At 42.8% G+C, this 19,191-nt stretch carries 17 protein-coding genes; 12 read left to right on the top strand and 5 right to left on the bottom strand.

Features of this window, described 5'->3' with window-relative positions; all coding sequences use genetic code 11:
* Nucleotides 1-9: 9 nt before the first annotated feature.
* Both Q1X33_RS15020 and Q1X33_RS15025 read right to left on the bottom strand, forming a co-directional pair.
* On the bottom strand, nt 10-732 hold the full coding sequence (locus tag Q1X33_RS15020; RefSeq protein WP_005230134.1) for an amino acid ABC transporter ATP-binding protein: 723 nt from the start codon (nt 730-732) through the stop codon (nt 10-12).
* Nucleotides 725-2,206 carry an ABC transporter permease subunit gene (locus Q1X33_RS15025; protein ID WP_005230136.1) on the bottom strand — a complete coding sequence of 494 codons (1,482 nt, stop codon included), beginning with the start codon at nt 2,204-2,206 and terminating at the stop codon, nt 725-727. Before Q1X33_RS15025 ends, Q1X33_RS15020 begins: the two co-directional genes overlap by 8 nt.
* A 415-nt stretch (nt 2,207-2,621) precedes the next feature.
* On the opposite strand from Q1X33_RS15025, the gene Q1X33_RS15030 reads away from it, so the two are divergent.
* The 5 genes from Q1X33_RS15030 to Q1X33_RS15050 all read left to right on the top strand — a co-directional run bounded on the left by Q1X33_RS15030 (nt 2,622) and on the right by Q1X33_RS15050 (nt 7,579).
* A complete protein-coding gene (locus Q1X33_RS15030; RefSeq protein WP_005230139.1) occupies nt 2,622-3,284 on the top strand; it encodes a 2,3-diphosphoglycerate-dependent phosphoglycerate mutase in 663 nt (220 codons plus the stop codon).
* A gap of 103 nt (nt 3,285-3,387) precedes the next feature.
* On the top strand, nt 3,388-3,654 hold the full coding sequence (locus Q1X33_RS15035) for an ACT domain-containing protein (protein WP_005230142.1): 267 nt from the start codon (nt 3,388-3,390) through the stop codon (nt 3,652-3,654).
* Nucleotides 3,655-3,662: 8 nt separating this feature from the next.
* Nucleotides 3,663-5,012, top strand: coding sequence for a PFL family protein (locus Q1X33_RS15040; protein WP_005230144.1), 1,350 nt, complete (start codon nt 3,663-3,665; stop codon nt 5,010-5,012).
* Between the two features lie 140 nt (nt 5,013-5,152).
* Complete coding sequence (locus tag Q1X33_RS15045) at nt 5,153-6,745, top strand: TPM domain-containing protein (protein ID WP_034869398.1); 1,593 nt, start codon at nt 5,153-5,155, stop codon at nt 6,743-6,745.
* Between the two features lie 216 nt (nt 6,746-6,961).
* Nucleotides 6,962-7,579, top strand: a complete 618-nt coding sequence (locus Q1X33_RS15050; RefSeq protein WP_005230151.1) for an HAD-IA family hydrolase — start codon at nt 6,962-6,964, stop codon at nt 7,577-7,579.
* A 72-nt stretch (nt 7,580-7,651) separates the two neighbouring features.
* On the opposite strand, the gene Q1X33_RS15055 is transcribed toward Q1X33_RS15050, so the two are convergent.
* Both Q1X33_RS15055 and Q1X33_RS15060 read right to left on the bottom strand, forming a co-directional pair.
* Entirely contained in the window at nt 7,652-9,094 is a 1,443-nt protein-coding gene (locus Q1X33_RS15055; protein WP_301969750.1) for a cell wall metabolism sensor histidine kinase WalK, read from the bottom strand.
* Nucleotides 9,084-9,752: a response regulator transcription factor gene (locus Q1X33_RS15060; RefSeq protein WP_005230154.1), complete on the bottom strand. Its 669-nt coding sequence runs from the start codon at nt 9,750-9,752 to the stop codon at nt 9,084-9,086. The genes Q1X33_RS15055 and Q1X33_RS15060 overlap by 11 nt, the downstream gene beginning before the upstream one ends.
* 170 nt (nt 9,753-9,922) lie before the next feature.
* Here Q1X33_RS15060 and Q1X33_RS15065 point away from each other — a divergent pair, with 170 nt between their 5' ends.
* From Q1X33_RS15065 to holA, 6 genes are all read left to right on the top strand, one after another.
* Nucleotides 9,923-11,722 carry a penicillin-binding transpeptidase domain-containing protein gene (locus Q1X33_RS15065; RefSeq protein ID WP_195961641.1) on the top strand — a complete coding sequence of 600 codons (1,800 nt, stop codon included), beginning with the start codon at nt 9,923-9,925 and terminating at the stop codon, nt 11,720-11,722.
* Between the two features lie 198 nt (nt 11,723-11,920).
* A complete protein-coding gene (locus Q1X33_RS15070) occupies nt 11,921-12,961 on the top strand; it encodes a CAP-associated domain-containing protein (RefSeq protein WP_087627577.1) in 1,041 nt (346 codons plus the stop codon).
* Between the two features lie 121 nt (nt 12,962-13,082).
* Nucleotides 13,083-13,724, top strand: a complete 642-nt coding sequence (locus Q1X33_RS15075; protein WP_005231939.1) for a helix-hairpin-helix domain-containing protein — start codon at nt 13,083-13,085, stop codon at nt 13,722-13,724.
* A gap of 93 nt (nt 13,725-13,817) precedes the next feature.
* Nucleotides 13,818-14,315, top strand: coding sequence for a ComE operon protein 2 (locus Q1X33_RS15080; protein WP_005230159.1), 498 nt, complete (start codon nt 13,818-13,820; stop codon nt 14,313-14,315).
* On the top strand, nt 14,287-16,530 hold the full coding sequence (locus Q1X33_RS15085; RefSeq protein WP_005230160.1) for a DNA internalization-related competence protein ComEC/Rec2: 2,244 nt from the start codon (nt 14,287-14,289) through the stop codon (nt 16,528-16,530). Before Q1X33_RS15080 ends, Q1X33_RS15085 begins: the two co-directional genes overlap by 29 nt.
* 31 nt (nt 16,531-16,561) lie before the next feature.
* Nucleotides 16,562-17,581, top strand: a complete 1,020-nt coding sequence (gene holA / locus Q1X33_RS15090) for a DNA polymerase III subunit delta (RefSeq protein ID WP_034869424.1) — start codon at nt 16,562-16,564, stop codon at nt 17,579-17,581.
* 52 nt (nt 17,582-17,633) lie between these two features.
* Here the strand turns inward: holA and rpsT are convergent, their stop codons facing one another.
* A complete protein-coding gene (rpsT, locus tag Q1X33_RS15095) occupies nt 17,634-17,888 on the bottom strand; it encodes a 30S ribosomal protein S20 (RefSeq protein ID WP_005230162.1) in 255 nt (84 codons plus the stop codon).
* A gap of 236 nt (nt 17,889-18,124) precedes the next feature.
* Here rpsT and Q1X33_RS15100 point away from each other — a divergent pair, with 236 nt between their 5' ends.
* Nucleotides 18,125-19,180: an inorganic phosphate transporter gene (locus Q1X33_RS15100; protein WP_005230169.1), complete on the top strand. Its 1,056-nt coding sequence runs from the start codon at nt 18,125-18,127 to the stop codon at nt 19,178-19,180.
* Nucleotides 19,181-19,191 lie beyond the last annotated feature (11 nt).

Here is a 19,191-nt window from a genome sequence, read left to right on the forward strand (position 1 = left end):
CTCCAATTTCTATAAAACTTTGCTTAAAAAATCCTGTGTCCGCGCATTTTGCGGATGCTCAAAGATTTGTTCTGGTGTTCCTTGTTCTTGAATGATACCGTCAGCCATAAAGATGACACGATCGGCAACTTCTTTAGCGAAGCCCATTTCGTGGGTAACGACGACCATCGTCATGCCTTTTTCTGCCAAAGCTTGCATGACCGTCAACACTTCTCCAACCATTTCTGGGTCCAATGCTGAGGTTGGTTCGTCAAAGAGCATTACATCAGGATCCATTGCCAATGCTCTAGCAATAGCCACCCGTTGCTGCTGCCCGCCAGAAAGGCTAGAGGGGTAACTATCCGCTTTTTCAGCTAAGCCAACCTGCTCCAGCAATCCTTTCGCTGTCTCTTCGGCAGCAGCTTGCTCTTGCTGTTTGACTTTGATCGGGCTGATAGTCAGATTTTCTAACACCGTTTTATGAGGGAATAAATTGAAGCTTTGAAAGACCATTCCCATTTTTTGACGAATCTGATCGATTTTCACCCCTTTTGCCAATAAATCATTGCCTTCGAAGGTAATTTTCCCGCCAGTCGGCTGTTCAAGAAGATTCAAGCAGCGTAAGAAAGTACTTTTCCCACTTCCTGAGGGTCCGATGATCACAACGACTTCACCAGGTGTCACTTCAAGATCAATTTCTTTTAAGACGGTATTCTCGCCAAATGTTTTCACTAATTTTTCAACTTTAATCACTAGTTTTCATTCTCCTTTCAGCAACACCCAATAGACGTGAGAGGGCGAAGGTCAATACAAAGTAGATCAATGATACGATAACGTATGGTAAAAATGGTTTGAAGCTGGCCCCTTGAACGACGCCTGTTTGGAAAATCAGTTCAGACACACCGATTACCGATACGACCGAAGACTCTTTGATGACCGTGACAAATTCATTTCCTAAAGCAGGCAAGATGTTTTTGATGGCTTGCGGGAAAATGATGAAGCGCATCGCTTGGATCTGATTCATGCCTAATGAACGAGCGGCTTCCAGCTGTCCTTTATTGACGGCATTGATCCCAGCACGAATGATTTCTGCCACATAGGCGGCACTGTTTAGTGCTAAGGCAATACAGCCAGCAGCTAACTTCGAAAGCTCTAAGCCTAACACGCCTGTTCCAAAGTATACAATAAATATTTGTACTAACAAAGGTGTTCCCCGAACATATTCAATATAGACAGCGGCAATGACTTTCAATGCTTTTGACTTAGAAAGCTTCATAAAGGCTAACAAGCTGCCACCGATAGAGCCGAATAATACCCCAACCAAGGCTAGGAAGATCGTATAGCCAGTTCCAGTGATGTAAAAAGGTAGATATTTTTCCCAAAAGCTTTGCTCTTCATCGATCGTGCCTTCTTCGGTAAACATCAATCGATAGGCATCTTCTTTGTATTGGCTTAAAAGATCATTACTAATGATAGTTTCAATGGAGGAATTGAGTTTTTCCAGTAAAACTGGCGCTTCTTTCGAGATGGCGATCGCGGTCTCCTTCACGCCGTTTTCAAACGTGACATTTTCGGCTAATGCCAAGGTATCATTCGCCGTCACATAAGCTTCAGCGACGGGACCTTCCATCACGATCGCATCGATCTTGCGTGATTTTAGATTGGTGATCAAATCAGGCACCCTTTGCAAAGAGGTGACGGTCGAGCCAGTCAATTCTGTATTTGCCAGCTCTTCTTGTGTGGTTTGTCGTTGTGCACCGACAGCTACACCATCAAAATCAGCCGTCGATTGGAAACGATCCGCGTCTTCTGCTCGAACCAGAACGGTCTGTTGGACTTCCATATAGGTGTCAGTGAAATTGACTTCTTTACGGCGCTCATCCGTAGCAGCCATCCCAGAGATGACGACATCGATTTTACCCGTTTTTAGAGCCCCTAACAGCGCGTCGAACCCAAGCTCCTCAATTTTCAGATCGACCCCTAAGTCATCTGCAATTTTTTGGGCAATCGAGATATCGATCCCCACGATTTCATTTTTTCCATCAACATTGGCACGGAATTCATATGGTGCATAATCGGCAGATAAACCCACGACCAATACACCATTTTCTTTGACTTTTTCATAGATTGGATCGGTTTCTTCTGCATGTGCTTGTCCGACAAAGAAAAACGGCAGCAACGCTGTGATGATCCCTAATAAAACAGTACCCTTACTAAACCTTTTCATGTAAACGCCCCTTTAACTTTTTCTGCGCATCTATTAAAAATGCAAATAATAACTGATAAATGTATAAAAATACATATAAGTGATAGAAACTATCATAGCATAACATCAGTTGAAGTCAATAAGTCAGAGAAAAAAAGTCAAAAATTGTTGTAGAGCGTAAAACCATTTATTCAAATTATTTGCAATCCAAGGAAGAACAAAGTGGAGAAGGAGCAGCAGCCATTTTCTATACACATCTATTTGAAAGTATGCTTAGAAAATAACGGATAGTGAAGAAAGAAAGCAGCTTCGCTTAAACGAGAAACAGGATCTGCAATGACAAAATAAAAAGTTGTCTGAAACAAAGCGGCAAAAACGAAACATAAGACATTTTTTGGATTTCTTGCGATAATAAAAGAGAAGAGGAGGCGATAGAATGAAGGTCGTATTGATTCGACATGGTGAAAGCGAAGCAAATTTTGAAAATTACTGGACAGGGTGGCTAGATGTTTCTCTGACCGAAAAAGGCCGACAACAAGCTTGGGCAGCGGGGGAACAGATCAAAGCATTGGGGATTTCCTTTGATTTTGCCTTTACATCTGTGCTGCAGCGAACGATCATCACTTGCGATGCCGTTCTGGAAGCCAGCGATCAGCTTTGGGTCCCTGTGAAAAAAACATGGCGCCTAAATGAACGTCATTATGGCCAATTAGTAGGGGTCAATAAAGATGAGATGGTGGCAAAGTATGGAAAAGAACAGGTGCAAAAATGGCGACGTGGATATGATGAACCGCCTTTATATGTGGAGAAAAATGATTTAGACCGACGCTATGATTCTTTAGACCCTCGCTTGATACCTAAGGGAGAAAATCTGGGGATGGTGGTGGCGCGAGTAGTCCCATTTTGGCAAGACCAGGTGGTTCCGTTACTTAAAGATCATAAGAATATTCTCATTACTGGTCATGGGAACAGCTTGCGGGCGTTAGTCAAATACTTGGAAGACGTGCCAAAAGATGCCATGGATACGATCGATATTCCTAACGCACAGCCGATCATTTATGAGTTTGATAGCCAAGCAAACTTGATTGAACGGGCGTAATAACGAACATTTAAAGAATAAACCACATTTTCGTTTGATGTTACATCGAAAATGTGGTTTTGTTGTGCTATAATAAGAAAAATTTTATGAAAGGCGGGAGGATATGAAAGCCGTATTAACCGTTATTGGAAAAGACAAGGTTGGGATCATTGCTGGTGTTAGCCAGAAATTAGCAGAATTAGAAATCAATATTTTAGATGTGTCCCAAACGATCATGGAAGATTACTTCACGATGATGATGCTTTTAAACATGGATGCCAATCAGGATTTTGATGGTGTTCGTGAGGAGCTTCACCAAATTGGTCGTACATTAGGTGTAAAAATCAGCATTCAAAATCAAGAGATTTTTGATACCATGCACAAATTATAGGAGGCACTATGGAGACAAATCAAATACTTGAAACCATTCGCATGGTGGAAGAAGAAAACTTAGATATTCGTACCATCACAATGGGGATCTCATTATTGGATTGTATTGACGCCGACATTGATCGTACCTGTGAGAAAATTTTTCAAAAAATTACAACAAAAGCGAAAGATCTTGTCAAAGTCGGCGAAGAGATCGAAAGTGAATATGGCATTCCGATCATTAACAAGCGGATTTCGGTTACCCCTGTAGCGATCGTAGTGGCAGCTTGCCAGCCGACACCCGCAGACTGTATCAAAGTTGCGAAGACCTTGGATCGAGCGGCGCAAGAAGTCGGAGTAAATTTCATCGGCGGCTATAGCGCACTAGTAGAAAAAGGCTATCAAGGCGGCGACCTTGCATTGATCGAATCGATTCCAGAAGCCTTGGCTCAAACCAATTTTGTCTGTTCGTCGGTCAATATTGGATCAACGAAAGCTGGGATCAACATGGATGCAGTACGTCTGATGGGAGAAACAGTCAAGAAGACGGCTGAGGCATCAGATATGGGCTGTGCGAAGCTCGTCGTCTTTGCGAATGCAGTGGAAGACAATCCCTTTATGGCGGGTGCTTTTCATGGGGTCGGTGAAGCTGATGTGGAAATCAACGTTGGTGTCAGCGGACCTGGTGTCGTCAAACGTGCCTTGGAAAAAGTCAAAGGCGAGTCCTTTGATGTTGTGGCGGAAACAGTCAAAAAAACAGCTTTCAAGATCACGCGGATGGGGCAATTGGTCGGGCGCGTGGCTTCAGAGCGCTTGGGCGTTCCATTCGGGATCGTCGATCTTTCGCTGGCGCCAACTCCTGCAGTCGGCGATAGTGTGGCATTGATTTTAGAAGAAATGGGTCTAGAATCTGTCGGTACCCACGGAACGACGGCGGCTTTGGCCTTGTTAAATGATGCAGTAAAAAAAGGCGGCGTAATGGCATGTAACCATGTTGGAGGTCTGTCGGGTGCCTTTATCCCCGTTTCTGAAGACGCAGGGATGATCAAGGCTGTAGAAGCTGGTTTATTGAATTTAGAAAAACTTGAAGCCATGACGGCGATCTGTTCTGTCGGTTTGGATATGATTGCGATTCCAGGAGATACTTCTGCTGAGACGATCGCCGCAATGATTGCGGATGAAGCAGCGATCGGCGTCATCAACCACAAGACGACAGCTGTCCGAATCATTCCAGCGAAAGACAAAAAAATCGGCGACCGCATTGAATTTGGTGGATTATTAGGGACGGCACCAGTGATGAAAACCAATCCTGCACAGTCTACTGATTTCATTTTACGTGGGGGACGTATTCCCGCTCCGATCCATTCATTCAAAAATTAATTTGTACTCCTTTACTAGGAAAATATGATAAAATGACCTTTAAAAGACCGACCAAAATGCTGTCTTTTAAAGGTTTTTTAGTCATGTAACTATTTTTTTCATGCTTAAGGCGGATGTTTTATCATTTGAAATCGAATACAATGAAAGATAACACGATGAAAAGGGGTGGTAAAATGAAGAAAATCTTCCAACTTGGGATGTTGGTTTTTGTTGGTTTGATGGGATTTTTTGTCCTTCAACCATCAATTGCCTTTGGACAGACATTTGTTCGTGATGATGCCGGGGTCCTTTCACAAGAGACGATCAAACAAATCGATACTTTGAATAAAGAGGGCTTTCAATCATTGACTGGAGCACCAGAATATGCTGTGATCACGATCCCTTCTTTAGATGGACAATCGATTGAAGAGCGTAATTTGGAACTGTTCAATGAGTATGGTTTAGGAAATCCAGAGGACAATAATGGACTATTGTTTCTCTTTGCCATTGACGATCGTGAATTTCGTCTGGGTTATGGCGATGGACTATCCTATGTCTTCAGTGAGCTATCGGAAGATGATTTAGTGGATGAAGATGCCAAAGACGCATTACGAGATGAAGATTATGATACAGCGATATTGGCAGCTTCTAATGAAGTCTATCAGCGAATGAAAGAAGCGGATGAAACGATTGGTTTAGGGACGATCTATCAAGATGGCAAGCAAATGTTAGCAGAAAAACAGGCACAAGAAGCAGAAGCCACTAAGCAGATGTGGTTCACTATTGGTAAAATCGTCAGTGGTGTCGTAGCGGCAGCAACTGCAGGCCTTGTCGGGTTCATCAGTTTTCGCCATCTTAAAACCAAACGGCGTTTTGAAGAGCACCTGCCATTGCCGAAACATCTGTTAGAAGATAGTCACTTCCAACAGAAAGATTTCTTGAAATGGGCTAGCAATAGAAAGAACTATCAGCGTTACCATCAGTATCAGACAGCAAAAGATTGTCAACAAGCATTTACGCAGTATGTGACGAGGACTTATGTGCCAGCGAAATTGACTTCGGTCACTGGATTGTCGACAGCGGATAAACGAGTCATCCAACACGGCTTGACGAATCCAGCAATTGGCGCCTATTTTTCAAACTTGCTGATGAAGAAACAAACCACGGTCAAACATTTCGGTCAGGTGATCCTTACACAACATGACACCTTAAAAACCTATGAAGCCCAATTAGGCAGGGAAGTGTCTGAACGGATGGCAGACTACGATTTGACTGATGCGGTGTTACCCGAAAATCTGCCTTTAGCAGATGCTTATCGAGCAGAAATAGCCAAGCAAGCCAAAGAAGAGATCAGAAGACGCAATGAGCAAGGGCGATACTTAGCTCAACTTGTGACGGAAAAAGCGACCTATCCTGAGATGGTACAAGCCATTCCAAAAGAAGTTTCTAATGTTCTAGCGGAAGTGAAAACAGATGCCTTGTTCCAAGTTGACTTGAAACAGGTTTATCAAAATCACCCAGATTTAGCGAACAAATTATCCTCATTTGATGCTTCTGATCGAGCAGCCGTTTTGAATAATGCTCGCCAAGAGTATGACCCCCATGGTATGAATATGGCGTTGTTCTTTGTAATGATGAATAATCATGTGACCCATCAAGAACAAGTCATTGCCGATACGCAAAGTTCGTCGAATGATTTTGGCGGCTTTAGCGGAGGAAGCAGCAGCGGTGGCGGTGTTTCTGGTAGCTGGTAATTTTTCGTAGTGAGGAACGTTCATTGTTCTGCAATGCATTCGCTTGCATGTAGGTTTGTGCAAGCGTAAGGATTGTATGGTCAATGGCGTTTTTTCTTGTAGAGGAAATCCCTTGATAAATAAGACAAACCAAACAAAGTGTGGTAAACTTTTTAGAGTTACTGAAAATGAATGGAACTTTCATTCATTTGAAAAAGGGAGAAAACGAGGGATATCATGTACCAATCTTACATATGGGATTTTGACGGAACACTTTACGACAGCTACCCAATCATGTTAAAAGCTTTTATCAAGACATTGAAGGAGTATGGCTTTGATCCAGATCCAGCGGAGATTTATTATATACTGAAAGATTCATCTTCCAAAAAAGTTGCTGAAAAATACAACTTAGATTTTCAAGAGTTCACTAAAGCATTCAAAGCAAATGAAGCGCTGGATGATCGTTTGCCGCTTTCCTTTGCAGGAACCAAAGAAACATTAGAAGCCGTGGTTGCTGCTGGGGGCAAGAACTACATTTTGACCCACCGCGATGTCGTCTCAACGAAAGAGTTATTAGAAAAAGAACAGATGGCAGACCTGATCGTTGAGATCGTTGGCCCAGAAAACAACTTCCCCCGCAAACCGGATCCAACTTCCCTGATTTATCTTGTTGAAAAGTATCAACTAGACAAAGATCAGACTGTCATGATCGGCGATCGCACGATGGATGTTTTTGCAGGACAAGGAGCAGGTGTCAAGACGATATTTTATGATATAGAAGGTCTCTTAAAAGATGTATCTGCCGACCATACCGTCCAATCAATGGCTGAAATACAAGAAATCATTAAGTCTTGAGAAATCAAGGCTTTTTTTGTGCAAAGAAAGTAAGACATTCAGTACTCATGACGAACGGTATAAACGTGGTTCTCACTGGTCTTCTAGTCTCGGCACAACAAACCAAAAACAAGTCACGCCATTTTTCGACTCAGCGCCATATTCGAAGGCATGAGAAGTCAAAATGGTTTTTACGATCGCTAAGCCGATGCCGGTTCCTTCTTTATGTCCTGCTTGATGTTGGACGCGTTGGTATCTTTCCCAAATAAGTTCGAGTTGTTCTGGAGGGATATCTTTTCCAGGGTTGATGACAGCAACTTTTGTTCCTGCAGATGTATTCGTTAATTTGATTAAGAGTCGTTCATTTTTAGGTGTATGGTTGATGCCATTGTTTATTAAATTACGCAAAACCTGTTCCATTTTTATGCGATCAAAAAGAGCATTTCCATTCGTACGATCTGCTTCAAAATCGACAGTGATGTCATATTGATTGGCGATCCCTCTTGCGTAAGCAACGACGGAGGAAACCACCTCGTATGTATTCCAGATTTCATTTTTAAGTTGTGTGTAGCCTGCTTGCATGATAGAGAAATCCATGATGTCATCGACCATAGCACTCATGCGGTGGGCTTCGCTGATAATTAGGTCCATATGTTCTTTTCGAAGGCGTTCGTCGCTTCCAGATACATCACGTACCATCTCCCCATAGCCAGTGATCAACGCGAGGGGGGAGCGTAGTTCATGAGAAACATTGGCAATCACTTCTTTTCGCAAGACGTCTACTCGCTGAAGTTCTGTGCTTAAGTCCGCAACCGATTCAGAAAGTGTACCTAATTCATCACTACGCTTAAGTTTGGGTACGGAATAAAGCTCACCGTTAGTTAAGCGGATGATGGCTTCTTTGATGGTTTGGATCGGGCGAATAAAATGCTGTGCTAAAAAAAAGGAGATCGTTGACGCAAAAATAGTTAATATGATGGTGAATAGAAGGAGTTGCTGTCGATTCAAGCTTTGAAGCGCTTCGATTTGAGTGATCGTATTGGAGAGCAAAAGGGCAGCTGGGCGTTGGAAAAGAGTGGTAGGAACGCCAATAAGAATGGCAGAAGACTTTTCAAAGTCTTCTACAGCACTCAGGCTCTCACCATCAAGGACAGTTGGTGCGTGAGATAACAACCAGTTGAATTCGTTGCTCAACCCATCTATGTTTAATTGTTGGCCATTGTTAAATGCCACCAGAATTTCGCCATCCTCGTCGACTAAGAAAAGAGTCCCAACGATCGTTTTACTAAGAAAAAGTAATGGCTCTTCTGGTAAATCATCTGGATCTACTGCCATTTCTTCAATAGCGGCAGCTGTTTCCTGAACTGTTTCTAAAAGTGATTCTTTCGTTAGATTGATATAATTTGGTTCAAAGAGCAAAATTTGAACAGTCCACAAAAAAGCGATGCCAATGATGACCAGCAGCATATTGGCGGACCAAAGCCGCACGAGTAATTTACTTTTGATGTAAGTAAAACCTAACCGACTAGTCTTCATAATCAAATTTATACCCAACTCCCCATACCGTTTGGATCAACTCACGGTAATCCCCTAGACGCTCTCGCAAGGACTTGATGTGTGTATCCACTGTTCTGGTATCTCCAAAATAATCAAAGCCCCAGACACCTTCTAAAATTGATTCTCGGCTCAAAGCGATATGATTATTTTTCGTCAAATAGACCAGCAGATCGAATTCTTTTGGCGTAAGCGGCAGAGGATTCCCATTGATCGTTACAGTATGAGAAAAAACATTGACTTCGAGATCACCAAAAACGATCTTTTCGAACTGAAACTGACTGCTTCGTTTCAACACAGCTTTGATGCGAGCCATCAGCTCTTTAGGGCTAAATGGCTTGGCAATATAATCATCGGCACCAAGATTGAAGCCAAAGAGTTTGTCATACTCTTCCTTTCGAGCGGTAATCATAATGACTGGCGTGTTACAGCTTCCTCTGATTTCCGAAAGCGTCTGAAAGCCATCTTTTCCCGGCATCATGACATCTAGGAGGATCAAATCGAATGAATGATTGGTTAATTTTTCCAAAGTTTCTTTTCCATCCGCTGCCTCAAAACATAGATACCCTTCGATCTCCGCATAAGTTTTCACTAAGGCGCGCATATGAGTATCATCATCAACGATCAATATTTTTTGCAATTTTATTCACATCCTTAAAAATAATTTATATTTTTTAAAGTATATCACAGCATAATCGCTGATTTAATAGGAAAATGACTCTTTGGAAAATAATTGTTCTTTCCCTCACAAGATCATCACAAATACCCAATACTATAGAGGTATATTCAATCGAAAGGAGCGCTTTGGCGATGTATGACTATCATATGGTCAGAAAGAAAAAAGCAAAGAAAAATCGTAAGCTAGTCGGTCATTGGTTATACATAATCAGTCTTGCGCTTTTTATGGGGTTTTCTGCACGTTTGATTTACATTGTTCAAGTCGGCGTGATTGCAGGCGTCTCTTTGTCTGAAAGAATAGAAAATTTGTATTATAGTTCACGATCGATCGAAACAAGTCGAGGGGCGATTTTTGATCGGCAGGGGACAGTGATCGCACAAGATATTCTTTCCTATACTGTTCGAGCGGTTCTTTCTGAAGATTACATTGACAATGGACGACCCATGTATCTAGACAGAGCGCGCTTTGAGGAGACCGCAACGATTCTTTCGGAGTATTTACCTATTTCTAACGAGCAAGTTTTGTCAATCTTGTCAGATGGTGCGAATCAAACAGATCCGCCTGTCTTTCAAGTGGAATTTGGCAATGTTGGCAGTGGTCTAAGTGTGACTACTCGAAATCAAATCGAAGCGGCGTTTGATGCAGCTGGAATCAACGGTATCTATTTCGATGCTCGTTCAAGTCGCAGTTATCCGAATGGTATCTTTTCTTCACATTTGATAGGGACAACGTCAGATGATGAAGAGATTCGAGTCGGTGTTTCTGGATTAGAATATGTACTGAACGACTTTTTGAAGAATCAAAATGGGCGAGAGTCCTTTCAAGTCAATGCTTCAGGGAATCCTGTTCCCGCAACCAATCAAACCGTAGAAGAAGGAGTAGATGGGAATGATGTTTGGACGACATTAGATGCTCATCTGCAGTTATTCACTGAATCAGTGATGGATGAAGTTATGGAACAAACACGACCAGAAAATCTAACGGCTTTATTGATGGATGCGAAAACTGGGGAGATTTTAACGATGGCTCAAAGACCTAGTTTTCATCCAGAGACCCAAGAAGGAATTACGGATGAACACTTTATTTGGCGTAATCTTTTTACGGAAGAGATGTATGAACCTGGTTCGACCTTGAAGCTGGCAACCGTTGCCGCAGCTATTGATGAAGGTGTTTTTGATCCGACGGAACGCTACAATCCTGTGAGTATGCAGATTGAAGATCGAGTCATCAATGACCACGACTCAGGAGCAAATGGTGAGTTGACGATGCGGCAAGCGTTAGCTTGGTCAAGCAACACTGGGATGGTTCGACTTCAGCAACGGATCGGTTTTGATAATTGGGCACAGTATTTAATTGATTTTGGACTAGGGAATGTTACAGGAAGTGAGCTTCCTGGGGAAGTGCCTGGGATCTTACCTTCAAGAAATCGGGTGGATTATGCCATGAGCTCCTATGGCCATGCGATCGGCGTCAATCAGATGCAGATGATGCAGCTATTTAGTGCATTTGCCAATGGTGGCGAGATGATACGTCCGCAATTGATTCGGCGAGTAGGGGAAGAGACCCAAGTTTTTCCAGAAGTCGTTTCCCAGCCTATTTCACAAGCAGCAGCTGATGCTGTTTTAGAATACATGACCGATGTAGTGACGGATGAACGTTATGGCACCGCTTATGATGTATACCAACTGACGAACCATGAGATTTCTGTCAAAACTGGGACTGCTCAGATCGCCAATGAGAATGGTCAAGGCTACATGACGGGAGAGTTTGATTATATTTATTCGGCGGTCTCCATCTACCCAACCGATGATCCACAGTTTATTCTTTACCTCACTATCAAGCGACCAGAAGAATACGATCGACATACATTAGCTAAAATCGCCAATCCCTTGATGGAGCGTTCGATGGCGCTGCAAAGTTTTCGTGAGTAAAAAAAGTTTCTTAACAGGAGCTTAAAAAGACCTAGATCATCTAAGAAATTTCATGATGCAGCTGGTCAACTTCCCACAGGAATGATAGTCTTTAGAAAAGACAAGAAGAGTGCATCAGCGATCCAATCTAGGGATGAATGAATGGATAAACGATCGTGCTAAAGCTAACACATAAAGATTCATTGACGGAGGTGTCATATGAAAAAAATAAAATTCTTGATCAAAAGTATTTTTCTCATCGGGCTTCTTTATTTTGCAAGCCAGATGATCACATGGCAAGACGGGCGCTTGGCATTTCGGGATGCCCGACTCAACGAGATCACTCAATCTCTCTCGTCCCAATTTTCTCTTTCACAAGACACTTCAGCAAGGCCAGCGGCAGAAACGCCTGCCCAGACATATTTATATAATGAATCACGACAAGTGATCGAAGAAACCTTTGGGGAAGCGATCAATGAATCAGCGAATCGGTATGGACTGAACTGGACTTCCTATCACGATGATTTTCGTAACTTCATGATGGTGATGTATGATGAACATGATATTGCGCAAGGGATCTATACGAATCAAGACACGATTCTTATCGATGACACACTAGGTATTGGGTCTTCAAAAGCAAACGTTCGTAATCAGATGGGGACGCGTCAAGAAAGTCTACAACGAGGATCACGACGGTATCGGATCGATTCGGATGCTGACTATGATCTGTTCTTGCAAGACGATCAATTGATTACTTTTTTCTATGATGTTCATGCTGAAGATACAGTGACTGCGATCCAAATCATCAATCGCTCCCTAGAAACACGCCATGCGAATGATTTTCGCCAAAATCAAGCCGCCATTTTAAGCGGTTTACGAACACAGTTATTTGAATTAACGAATGCCACCCGAGTGAAATTTGGTTTGTCACCCCTTGGTTTCAGCGAAGCAACCAGTGAGACTGCCGTGAAGCATAGCCAAGATATGGCAGAACATCGATACTTTGACCATATCGGGTTAGATGGATCAACTCCATTTGATCGGATGCAAGAAGACGGGATCAGCTTCACTGCTGCAGGGGAAAATTTGGCATTTGGCCAAGCCAGTAGTATTTACGCCCATCAAGGTTTAATGAATTCAGAGGGACATCGGGCAACGATTCTAAACGATGAGTATCAATTTCTCGGGATCGGTATTGCGATCGATACCAGCGAACAGCCATATTATACAACGTTGTATCACCGAGGATCGGCGTCGTAAATTCCTGAATTGCTTGAAACTGATACTTGTTAGCCAGTAAAAAAAGTCGACACGTGGAAAGTGTTGACTTTTTTTCTGTCCTTGATTACTTTTTGCGTATTTCATCTATGAGGTGGTGAAAATGGATCAATGGAAGCTGCTCAAAGACTATTGGCGATTTGCAGTTGGTGGTGCTGTTTTGATGGTTTTGCTGATCATCTGGTTTGTACCGTTCTCGCAAAACAAAGAAACAAACTGGCAATCAATGGCAGATGCAGCAGGTCAATCGTCTGAAATGGGGGAAGGTGGAACCTTTCAAGAAGATGGTCTTCACGATGAAGAGTATGAGATCGTTATCGATGTCAAAGGAGAAGTGCACCAACCGGGCATTTATCGTTTAAAATCAGGTGCGCGGATGTATGAATTGATCGAACAAGCAGGTGGTCTGACAGAAGAGGCGTTAGAAACAGCCATAAACTTAGCACAGGTGCTGCAAGATCAACAGATGGTGATCGTCCCGCATAAAGAGGATCAAGCGTTTACGGAGATGAATGCTTCAGGAGTAGGTGGCAGCCAGACAGCAGTGACACAAATCAATCTGAATCAAGCCAATGCGCAGCAACTGCAAGAACTGCCAGGTGTGGGTGCCAAAAAAGCAGAAGCAATCATCGCTTACCGCGAAGAATATGGCTTTTTTAAACAGATTGATGACCTAAAAAAGATCACAGGCATCGGAGAGAAGACCTTTGAGTCCTTGAAAGAGATGATTACAGTGACGGACTGAACCAAATAAAAGTAAGAAATACTAAGAAATGACGGTTGAAAATTCAAGAAATTCGATTAGAATAGAACTAATCAATCGCAAAGGAGCAAATGAATGAGCAATACGAGAATCCCTTGGGACCAGTATTTTATGGCGCAAGCTGTTTTACTTTCTTTACGCAGTACGTGTTCCCGACTTGAAGTCGGCGCTACATTAGTCAAAGATCGCCGAATCATCGCTGGAGGCTACAATGGGTCAGTCAGTGGCGATGTACACTGCATCGACGATGGCTGTTATGTTGTCGATGACCATTGTATTCGAACGATTCATGCAGAAATGAATGCCTTATTGCAATGTGCAAAATTAGGGGTGTCAACAGACAATGCGGAAATCTATGTGACGCATTTTCCTTGCCTTCCCTGTACAAAAGCAATTTTGCAAGCAGGGGTCAAAACGATCCATTATTTGAATGACTATCGTAACAATCAGTATGCAATGGAATTGATTCAACAAGTAGGTGCTTCCGTCCACCAAGTTGAACTTGATCCGGTGTATTTTGAAAAACTTTCATTTGGTGTGCTGAATGATGCACAACCAACAAAAGAGAACTGATTCATTTTTATTTCTTAGTATTATTTTTGCTTGTTCGGTGACTGCTTACTATGTGCAGTCCATCTTACTGGGACTCATTGCACTTTATTATTTCGGGATGCTTGTCTTAAGACGACAAGCATTTTTGTGCATGATTTGTTTTGTAGGACTGTTGCTGTTAAGTGTCCGCGTCTGTCTTTCTCGGACTGGAAACATACAAGAAGGTGAGTATCAAGGGGTAGTCAATGTGTTGCCAGACACGATCAAAATCAATGGCGATCTGCTTACGTTTGAAGCAAAATCTTCCGCAGGTAAAGTGATTGGCCGTTACACGATTTCTTCAGAGACTGAAAAACAGCAATGGCAGGATCGATCCGATTGGGGAAGAAAGCTGCTGGTGAAAGGATTTTTTTCTCTTCCTGAAAAACCACGAAACCGCCACGGGTTTGACTATTCTGCCTATCTAGCCAGTCGATCAATTACTGGCACAGTCCATATCGAGCAAATGGTAGGAATGGAAGCAGCAGACTCAGGCTTTTCGCTTGCAAAAGTTCGAGCAGAGGTTATTTCTTCTGTGCAACGAATCTTTCCTGAACGCTCAGCAGCCTATATCAATGCGTTGCTCTTTGGTTTTAAAGACCATGACTTTCAAGAAGTACGTCAAATGTATCGTGCTAGTGGCTTATTGCATTTCTTTACGATCTCAGGAATGCATGTCGTCTTATTTTTCAAGTGGTTTCGCGGATGCTTCTGCCGATTGGGGTTTACGCAAAAAGAAATGCTGTTGCCAATGGGGGTCTTTTTCTTGGTCGTAATTGGGATTTGTGGCGGCGGCATTAGTGTCTGGCGTGCTGTCTTGGCATTGTCGGTTACTCAAGTGACCACTCTTTATCAACAACGGCTATCGGCAAGTGATCATTATGGGATCGTCTTAACGGCTCTTTTATTCGTTGATCCCAAAGTATTGCTTCAAACATCGGGGCAACTAAGTCTTTTGATGACCTTCCTGATAGTGATGCAGCGACCGATCAAATTGACGTGGTTTTGGCGCAGTCAGTTCCTCACGGTGCTGGCTGCCCCTGTCATTGTCTCGCTCTTTTATGAATTTCCATTATTTGGGGGCTTTTTGACGTTTGTCTTTTTACCGTTTTTTCAATTGGTTTTGCTGCCAGCCTGTTTCTTAATGTTCATTGCTGGGACGCTTTTCCCAACCATCAGTGGGCCGATTGCCCTTTTTGAAGGGCTTTTATCACTTATGGAAGTTGTCGTGGGCGCTGTAGGAGACGTATCGATAACGGTGGGTGCCCTTCCTGCAGGATTGGCAGCTAGTTGTTGTTTGCTTGGCCTGCTCTGTTACCAAAAGAAACGGTGGCTGCTGGTGATCTGTTTTTCGCTTGTTGTACCAATCGTCTTTCAACAGAATCGAGTTTTACCCACCATTAGTTATGTCGACGTTGGTCAAGGCGATAGTATCGTTTTACAGGCAGAAAAAAATCGCGAAGTTTATGTGATCGATACTGGAGGTTCTCTGTCTTTTCCGAATGAAAACTGGCAAGAGCGCAAACGACAAGCTGCCGCTGAATCTACATTGATTCCTTTTTTGAAAGGGGAGGGAGTCAGGAAGATTACTGGTTTGTTTCTAACTCACGGGGACACGGACCATATGGGAGATGCGCTAGCATTGATGAAGGCGATTCCTGTTGAAACGTTATATCTTGTACCAGGAAGTGAACAAGATCACCGCATCGCCAAGCTTTTAAACGAACTGCCTAAGCAGACAAGCGTTGTTTGGACGACGGTTGGCCAAGTGGTGGGTGATTTCCTTCAGTTGCAAGTATTGGCACCAGAATCAGGTGCAGGACAAAACGAAGATTCGATGGTGATTAAAACCAAGGTAGGGGATAAAACATTTTTGTTTACTGGCGATCTCGAACAAGCAGGGGAAAAAAAGTTGATTCATGATTATCCGAATTTAAAAGTTGATGTTTTGAAACTAGGGCATCATGGCAGTCGAACCTCGTCGGCACCTGAGTTTGTTGCGGCAATCGATCCCCAATTCGGGATCGTTTCAAGTGGACGGAACAATCGGTACGGGCATCCTCATGAAGAGGTGCTTGAAACGTTGGCAAATCAGACCGTTTTGCGAACCGATCAGCAGGGCATGATCCAATTTATTTGGTCTGAAAAACAACAATCATTTTTGATAAAAACGCTGCTAGACTATCCGATTGACTAATGGTAGGATAAGAATGAAAGCGGGGGGAACGATGGAATTACAAAAAGCGTTGCAAGCAATTCGAACCAAGGAGTTGCAATCGATTTATCTGGTCATCGGCAGTGAAATGTTTTTACAAGAGCAAGTTCGCACGGCCTTTTTGGAGCGTTTTTCCGTTGGGAAAGATGATCTGAATTTTGCTTCCTTTGACATGGAGAAAGATCCCCTTGATATGGTGATCCAAGAAGCCCAATCGTTGCCTTTTTTTGGCGATCAGCGATTACTGTTCGTTGAGCGGCCATTTTTCTTAACGGCTGAAAAAAAGAGCAATGCACCTGAGCATGACCTAGATGATTTTTTGAATTATATCAAAGACCCATTGGAATCATCGGTAATGGTGATTTTTGCAGATGTCGATAAATTAGATGAACGGAAAAAAATTACTAAGCAGTTGAAGAAAGCCGCAGTTGTGATTGATGTCGCACCTATGAAAGAAGCCGACGTGCGTCAGTATCTCCAACAGTCGTTGGCCAATGATGGCATCGAAATGAGCCGAGAGGCGTTTGATTTGTTTTTACGGTTAACGGATCTGCACCTATCAAAAGCGATGCAGGAGTTACAGAAACTACGGCTGTATGCAGGAAATGGCAATAAAATTACGAAAGAGATCGTCTTGCAGTTGATCCCTAAGACGTTGGAACACAATGTCTTTGAATTAACCAGCGATGTCTTAAAGGGGAACGTATCGGATGCGTTGCGCTTATATGACGATCTATTATTGCAAGGGGAAGAGACGATCAAGATCAATGCTATCTTGATCAGCCAAGTCCGTCTGCTGTTACAGGCGGCGATTTTGATGAAAATTGGCTACCAGCAAGCCAATATCGCAGAAACGTTGGGGATTCATCCGTACCGAGTGAAGTTAGCGATGCAGCAAGCTCGGGGGTTTGGAGAAAAGCAATTAGCGGCACTATATAGTGAATTGATCGAAAATGATTACTTAGTGAAAAGTGGTCAGATGGACAAAGAGTATTTGTTCCAGCTATTTGTTTTAAAACATGGCAAACAGTAAGTCAAAAAGAAAGGCGCAGCAATCGATGATTGCTGCGCCTTTCTTAATTTGCTTATTTTGCAATTTTTTTACTTAAACGAGATTTGTCGCGACTAGCTTTGTTCTTGTGGATCAATCCTTTAGTCTCAGCCATATCGATTGCTTTAACAGCATCTTTATATAACGCATCTACGTTATCAGCACCAGCTTCAACAGCTTGATCAAATTTTTTGATTGCTGTACGCATTGTGCTTACTTGAGATGAATTCTTAGCATTAGCCGCTTCGCTTGTGCGAACACGTTTGATTGCAGATTCAATGTTTGGCATGTATTTCACCTCCGAAAAAAAAGTTCAATTACGTTTAGAAAACGTATAAATCAACACTAGTCATTATACCTAATGCCAAGAGTGATTGCAATAAAAGTTGTAAAGAAATTTTACTTAACACAAAAATTTGTTTTTGGGCCGTGCTATTTTTTGCTTTATGGATTTTAAAAATGCTTCTTTACACATTTTTTACTGAATAGTTATGAAAAGTTTACACAGAAACAGCTTTCTATGCTATGATTACTTCGGAATTTTTAAATGGGGGAATCTATGTGAATATCGCTTTGTTTCTAACGATTGTGTTGTCATTAGGGGTGATTTTCGTCAACGGCTGGACGGATGCGCCGAATGCTATTGCAACCGCTGTCTCCACGAGAGTCTTACGCCCGAATATCGCCATTGGCATGGCAGTCGTCATGAATTTCTTAGGTGTGCTAGTGATGACGTATTTTAATGCGCAAGTTGCAGAAACCATCAGCAACATTGTGACTTTTGATTCAGGCGGGAGTTTTCGGGTCTCACAGATCGCATTAGCCGCTGCCTTGTTTTCAATTGTTGTTTGGACGGTCGCAGCTTGGTATTTTGGGATCCCAACTAGTGAATCTCACGCGTTGATCGCAGGACTGACTGGTGCAGCCATGGCCCTTGGTGGGTTACATGCAGTCAATGGCGAGGAGTGGCTGAAAGTTTTGATCGGTCTTGTCGTTTCTACGTTGATGGGCTTCATTGGCGGCTTTCTGATCACGAAACTGATCGTATGGCTCTTTCGCGATACCCAACGGCGAAAAGCCAACAAAATTTTTACAGTTGGTCAAGCCATTGCGGCTGGTGCCAATGCGTTCTTACATGGTGCACAAGATGGCCAAAAATTTATGGGTGTCTTCATGTTAGGGCTTTTCTACAACAATCTTGCTGAAAAGACCGGCAATGGCTTTTCGATCCCACTCTGGGTGATGGTTCTCTGTTCCTTGACCATGGGGATCGGTACTTCTGTCGGTGGGATGAAAATCATCAAATCAGTAGGGATGGATATGGTAAAACTGGAAAAATACCAGGGCTTTTCTGCAGATGTTACCGCTGCGATCTGTTTGTTCTTGTCTTCCGTATTTGGTATCCCAGTTTCAACGACCCATACAAAAACGACTGCCATCATGGGGGTAGGGGCTTCTCGACGTTTTTCTAGCGTTGATTGGCGCATCGTTAAAGAAATGATCTATGCTTGGATTTTAACGTTCCCTGGTTGCGGGTTGATTGCGTTTCTAATGGTGAAAATTTTATTGCTAATTTTGTGAGGAGAGAAAGT

Source organism: Enterococcus sp. B2E4 (genome assembly GCF_030499455.1).
Lineage (GTDB): Bacteria > Bacillota > Bacilli > Lactobacillales > Enterococcaceae > Enterococcus_D > Enterococcus_D casseliflavus.

Coding starts and splice junctions, on each gene's coding strand:
- Q1X33_RS15085 (WP_005230160.1), top strand. CDS start 14,287: ATGATGCACAACCAACAAAAGAGAACTGATTCATTTTTATTTCTTAGT.
- Q1X33_RS15100 (WP_005230169.1), top strand. CDS start 18,125: ATGATTACTTCGGAATTTTTAAATGGGGGAATCTATGTGAATATCGCT.
- Q1X33_RS15030 (WP_005230139.1), top strand. CDS start 2,622: ATGAAGGTCGTATTGATTCGACATGGTGAAAGCGAAGCAAATTTTGAA.
- Q1X33_RS15025 (WP_005230136.1), bottom strand. CDS start 2,206: ATGAAAAGGTTTAGTAAGGGTACTGTTTTATTAGGGATCATCACAGCG.
- Q1X33_RS15035 (WP_005230142.1), top strand. CDS start 3,388: ATGAAAGCCGTATTAACCGTTATTGGAAAAGACAAGGTTGGGATCATT.
- Q1X33_RS15070 (WP_087627577.1), top strand. CDS start 11,921: ATGAAAAAAATAAAATTCTTGATCAAAAGTATTTTTCTCATCGGGCTT.
- Q1X33_RS15055 (WP_301969750.1), bottom strand. CDS start 9,094: ATGAAGACTAGTCGGTTAGGTTTTACTTACATCAAAAGTAAATTACTC.
- Q1X33_RS15045 (WP_034869398.1), top strand. CDS start 5,153: ATGAAAGATAACACGATGAAAAGGGGTGGTAAAATGAAGAAAATCTTC.
- Q1X33_RS15075 (WP_005231939.1), top strand. CDS start 13,083: ATGGATCAATGGAAGCTGCTCAAAGACTATTGGCGATTTGCAGTTGGT.
- Q1X33_RS15065 (WP_195961641.1), top strand. CDS start 9,923: ATGTATGACTATCATATGGTCAGAAAGAAAAAAGCAAAGAAAAATCGT.
- Q1X33_RS15080 (WP_005230159.1), top strand. CDS start 13,818: ATGAGCAATACGAGAATCCCTTGGGACCAGTATTTTATGGCGCAAGCT.
- holA (WP_034869424.1), top strand. CDS start 16,562: ATGGAATTACAAAAAGCGTTGCAAGCAATTCGAACCAAGGAGTTGCAA.
- Q1X33_RS15050 (WP_005230151.1), top strand. CDS start 6,962: ATGTACCAATCTTACATATGGGATTTTGACGGAACACTTTACGACAGC.
- Q1X33_RS15040 (WP_005230144.1), top strand. CDS start 3,663: ATGGAGACAAATCAAATACTTGAAACCATTCGCATGGTGGAAGAAGAA.
- rpsT (WP_005230162.1), bottom strand. CDS start 17,888: ATGCCAAACATTGAATCTGCAATCAAACGTGTTCGCACAAGCGAAGCG.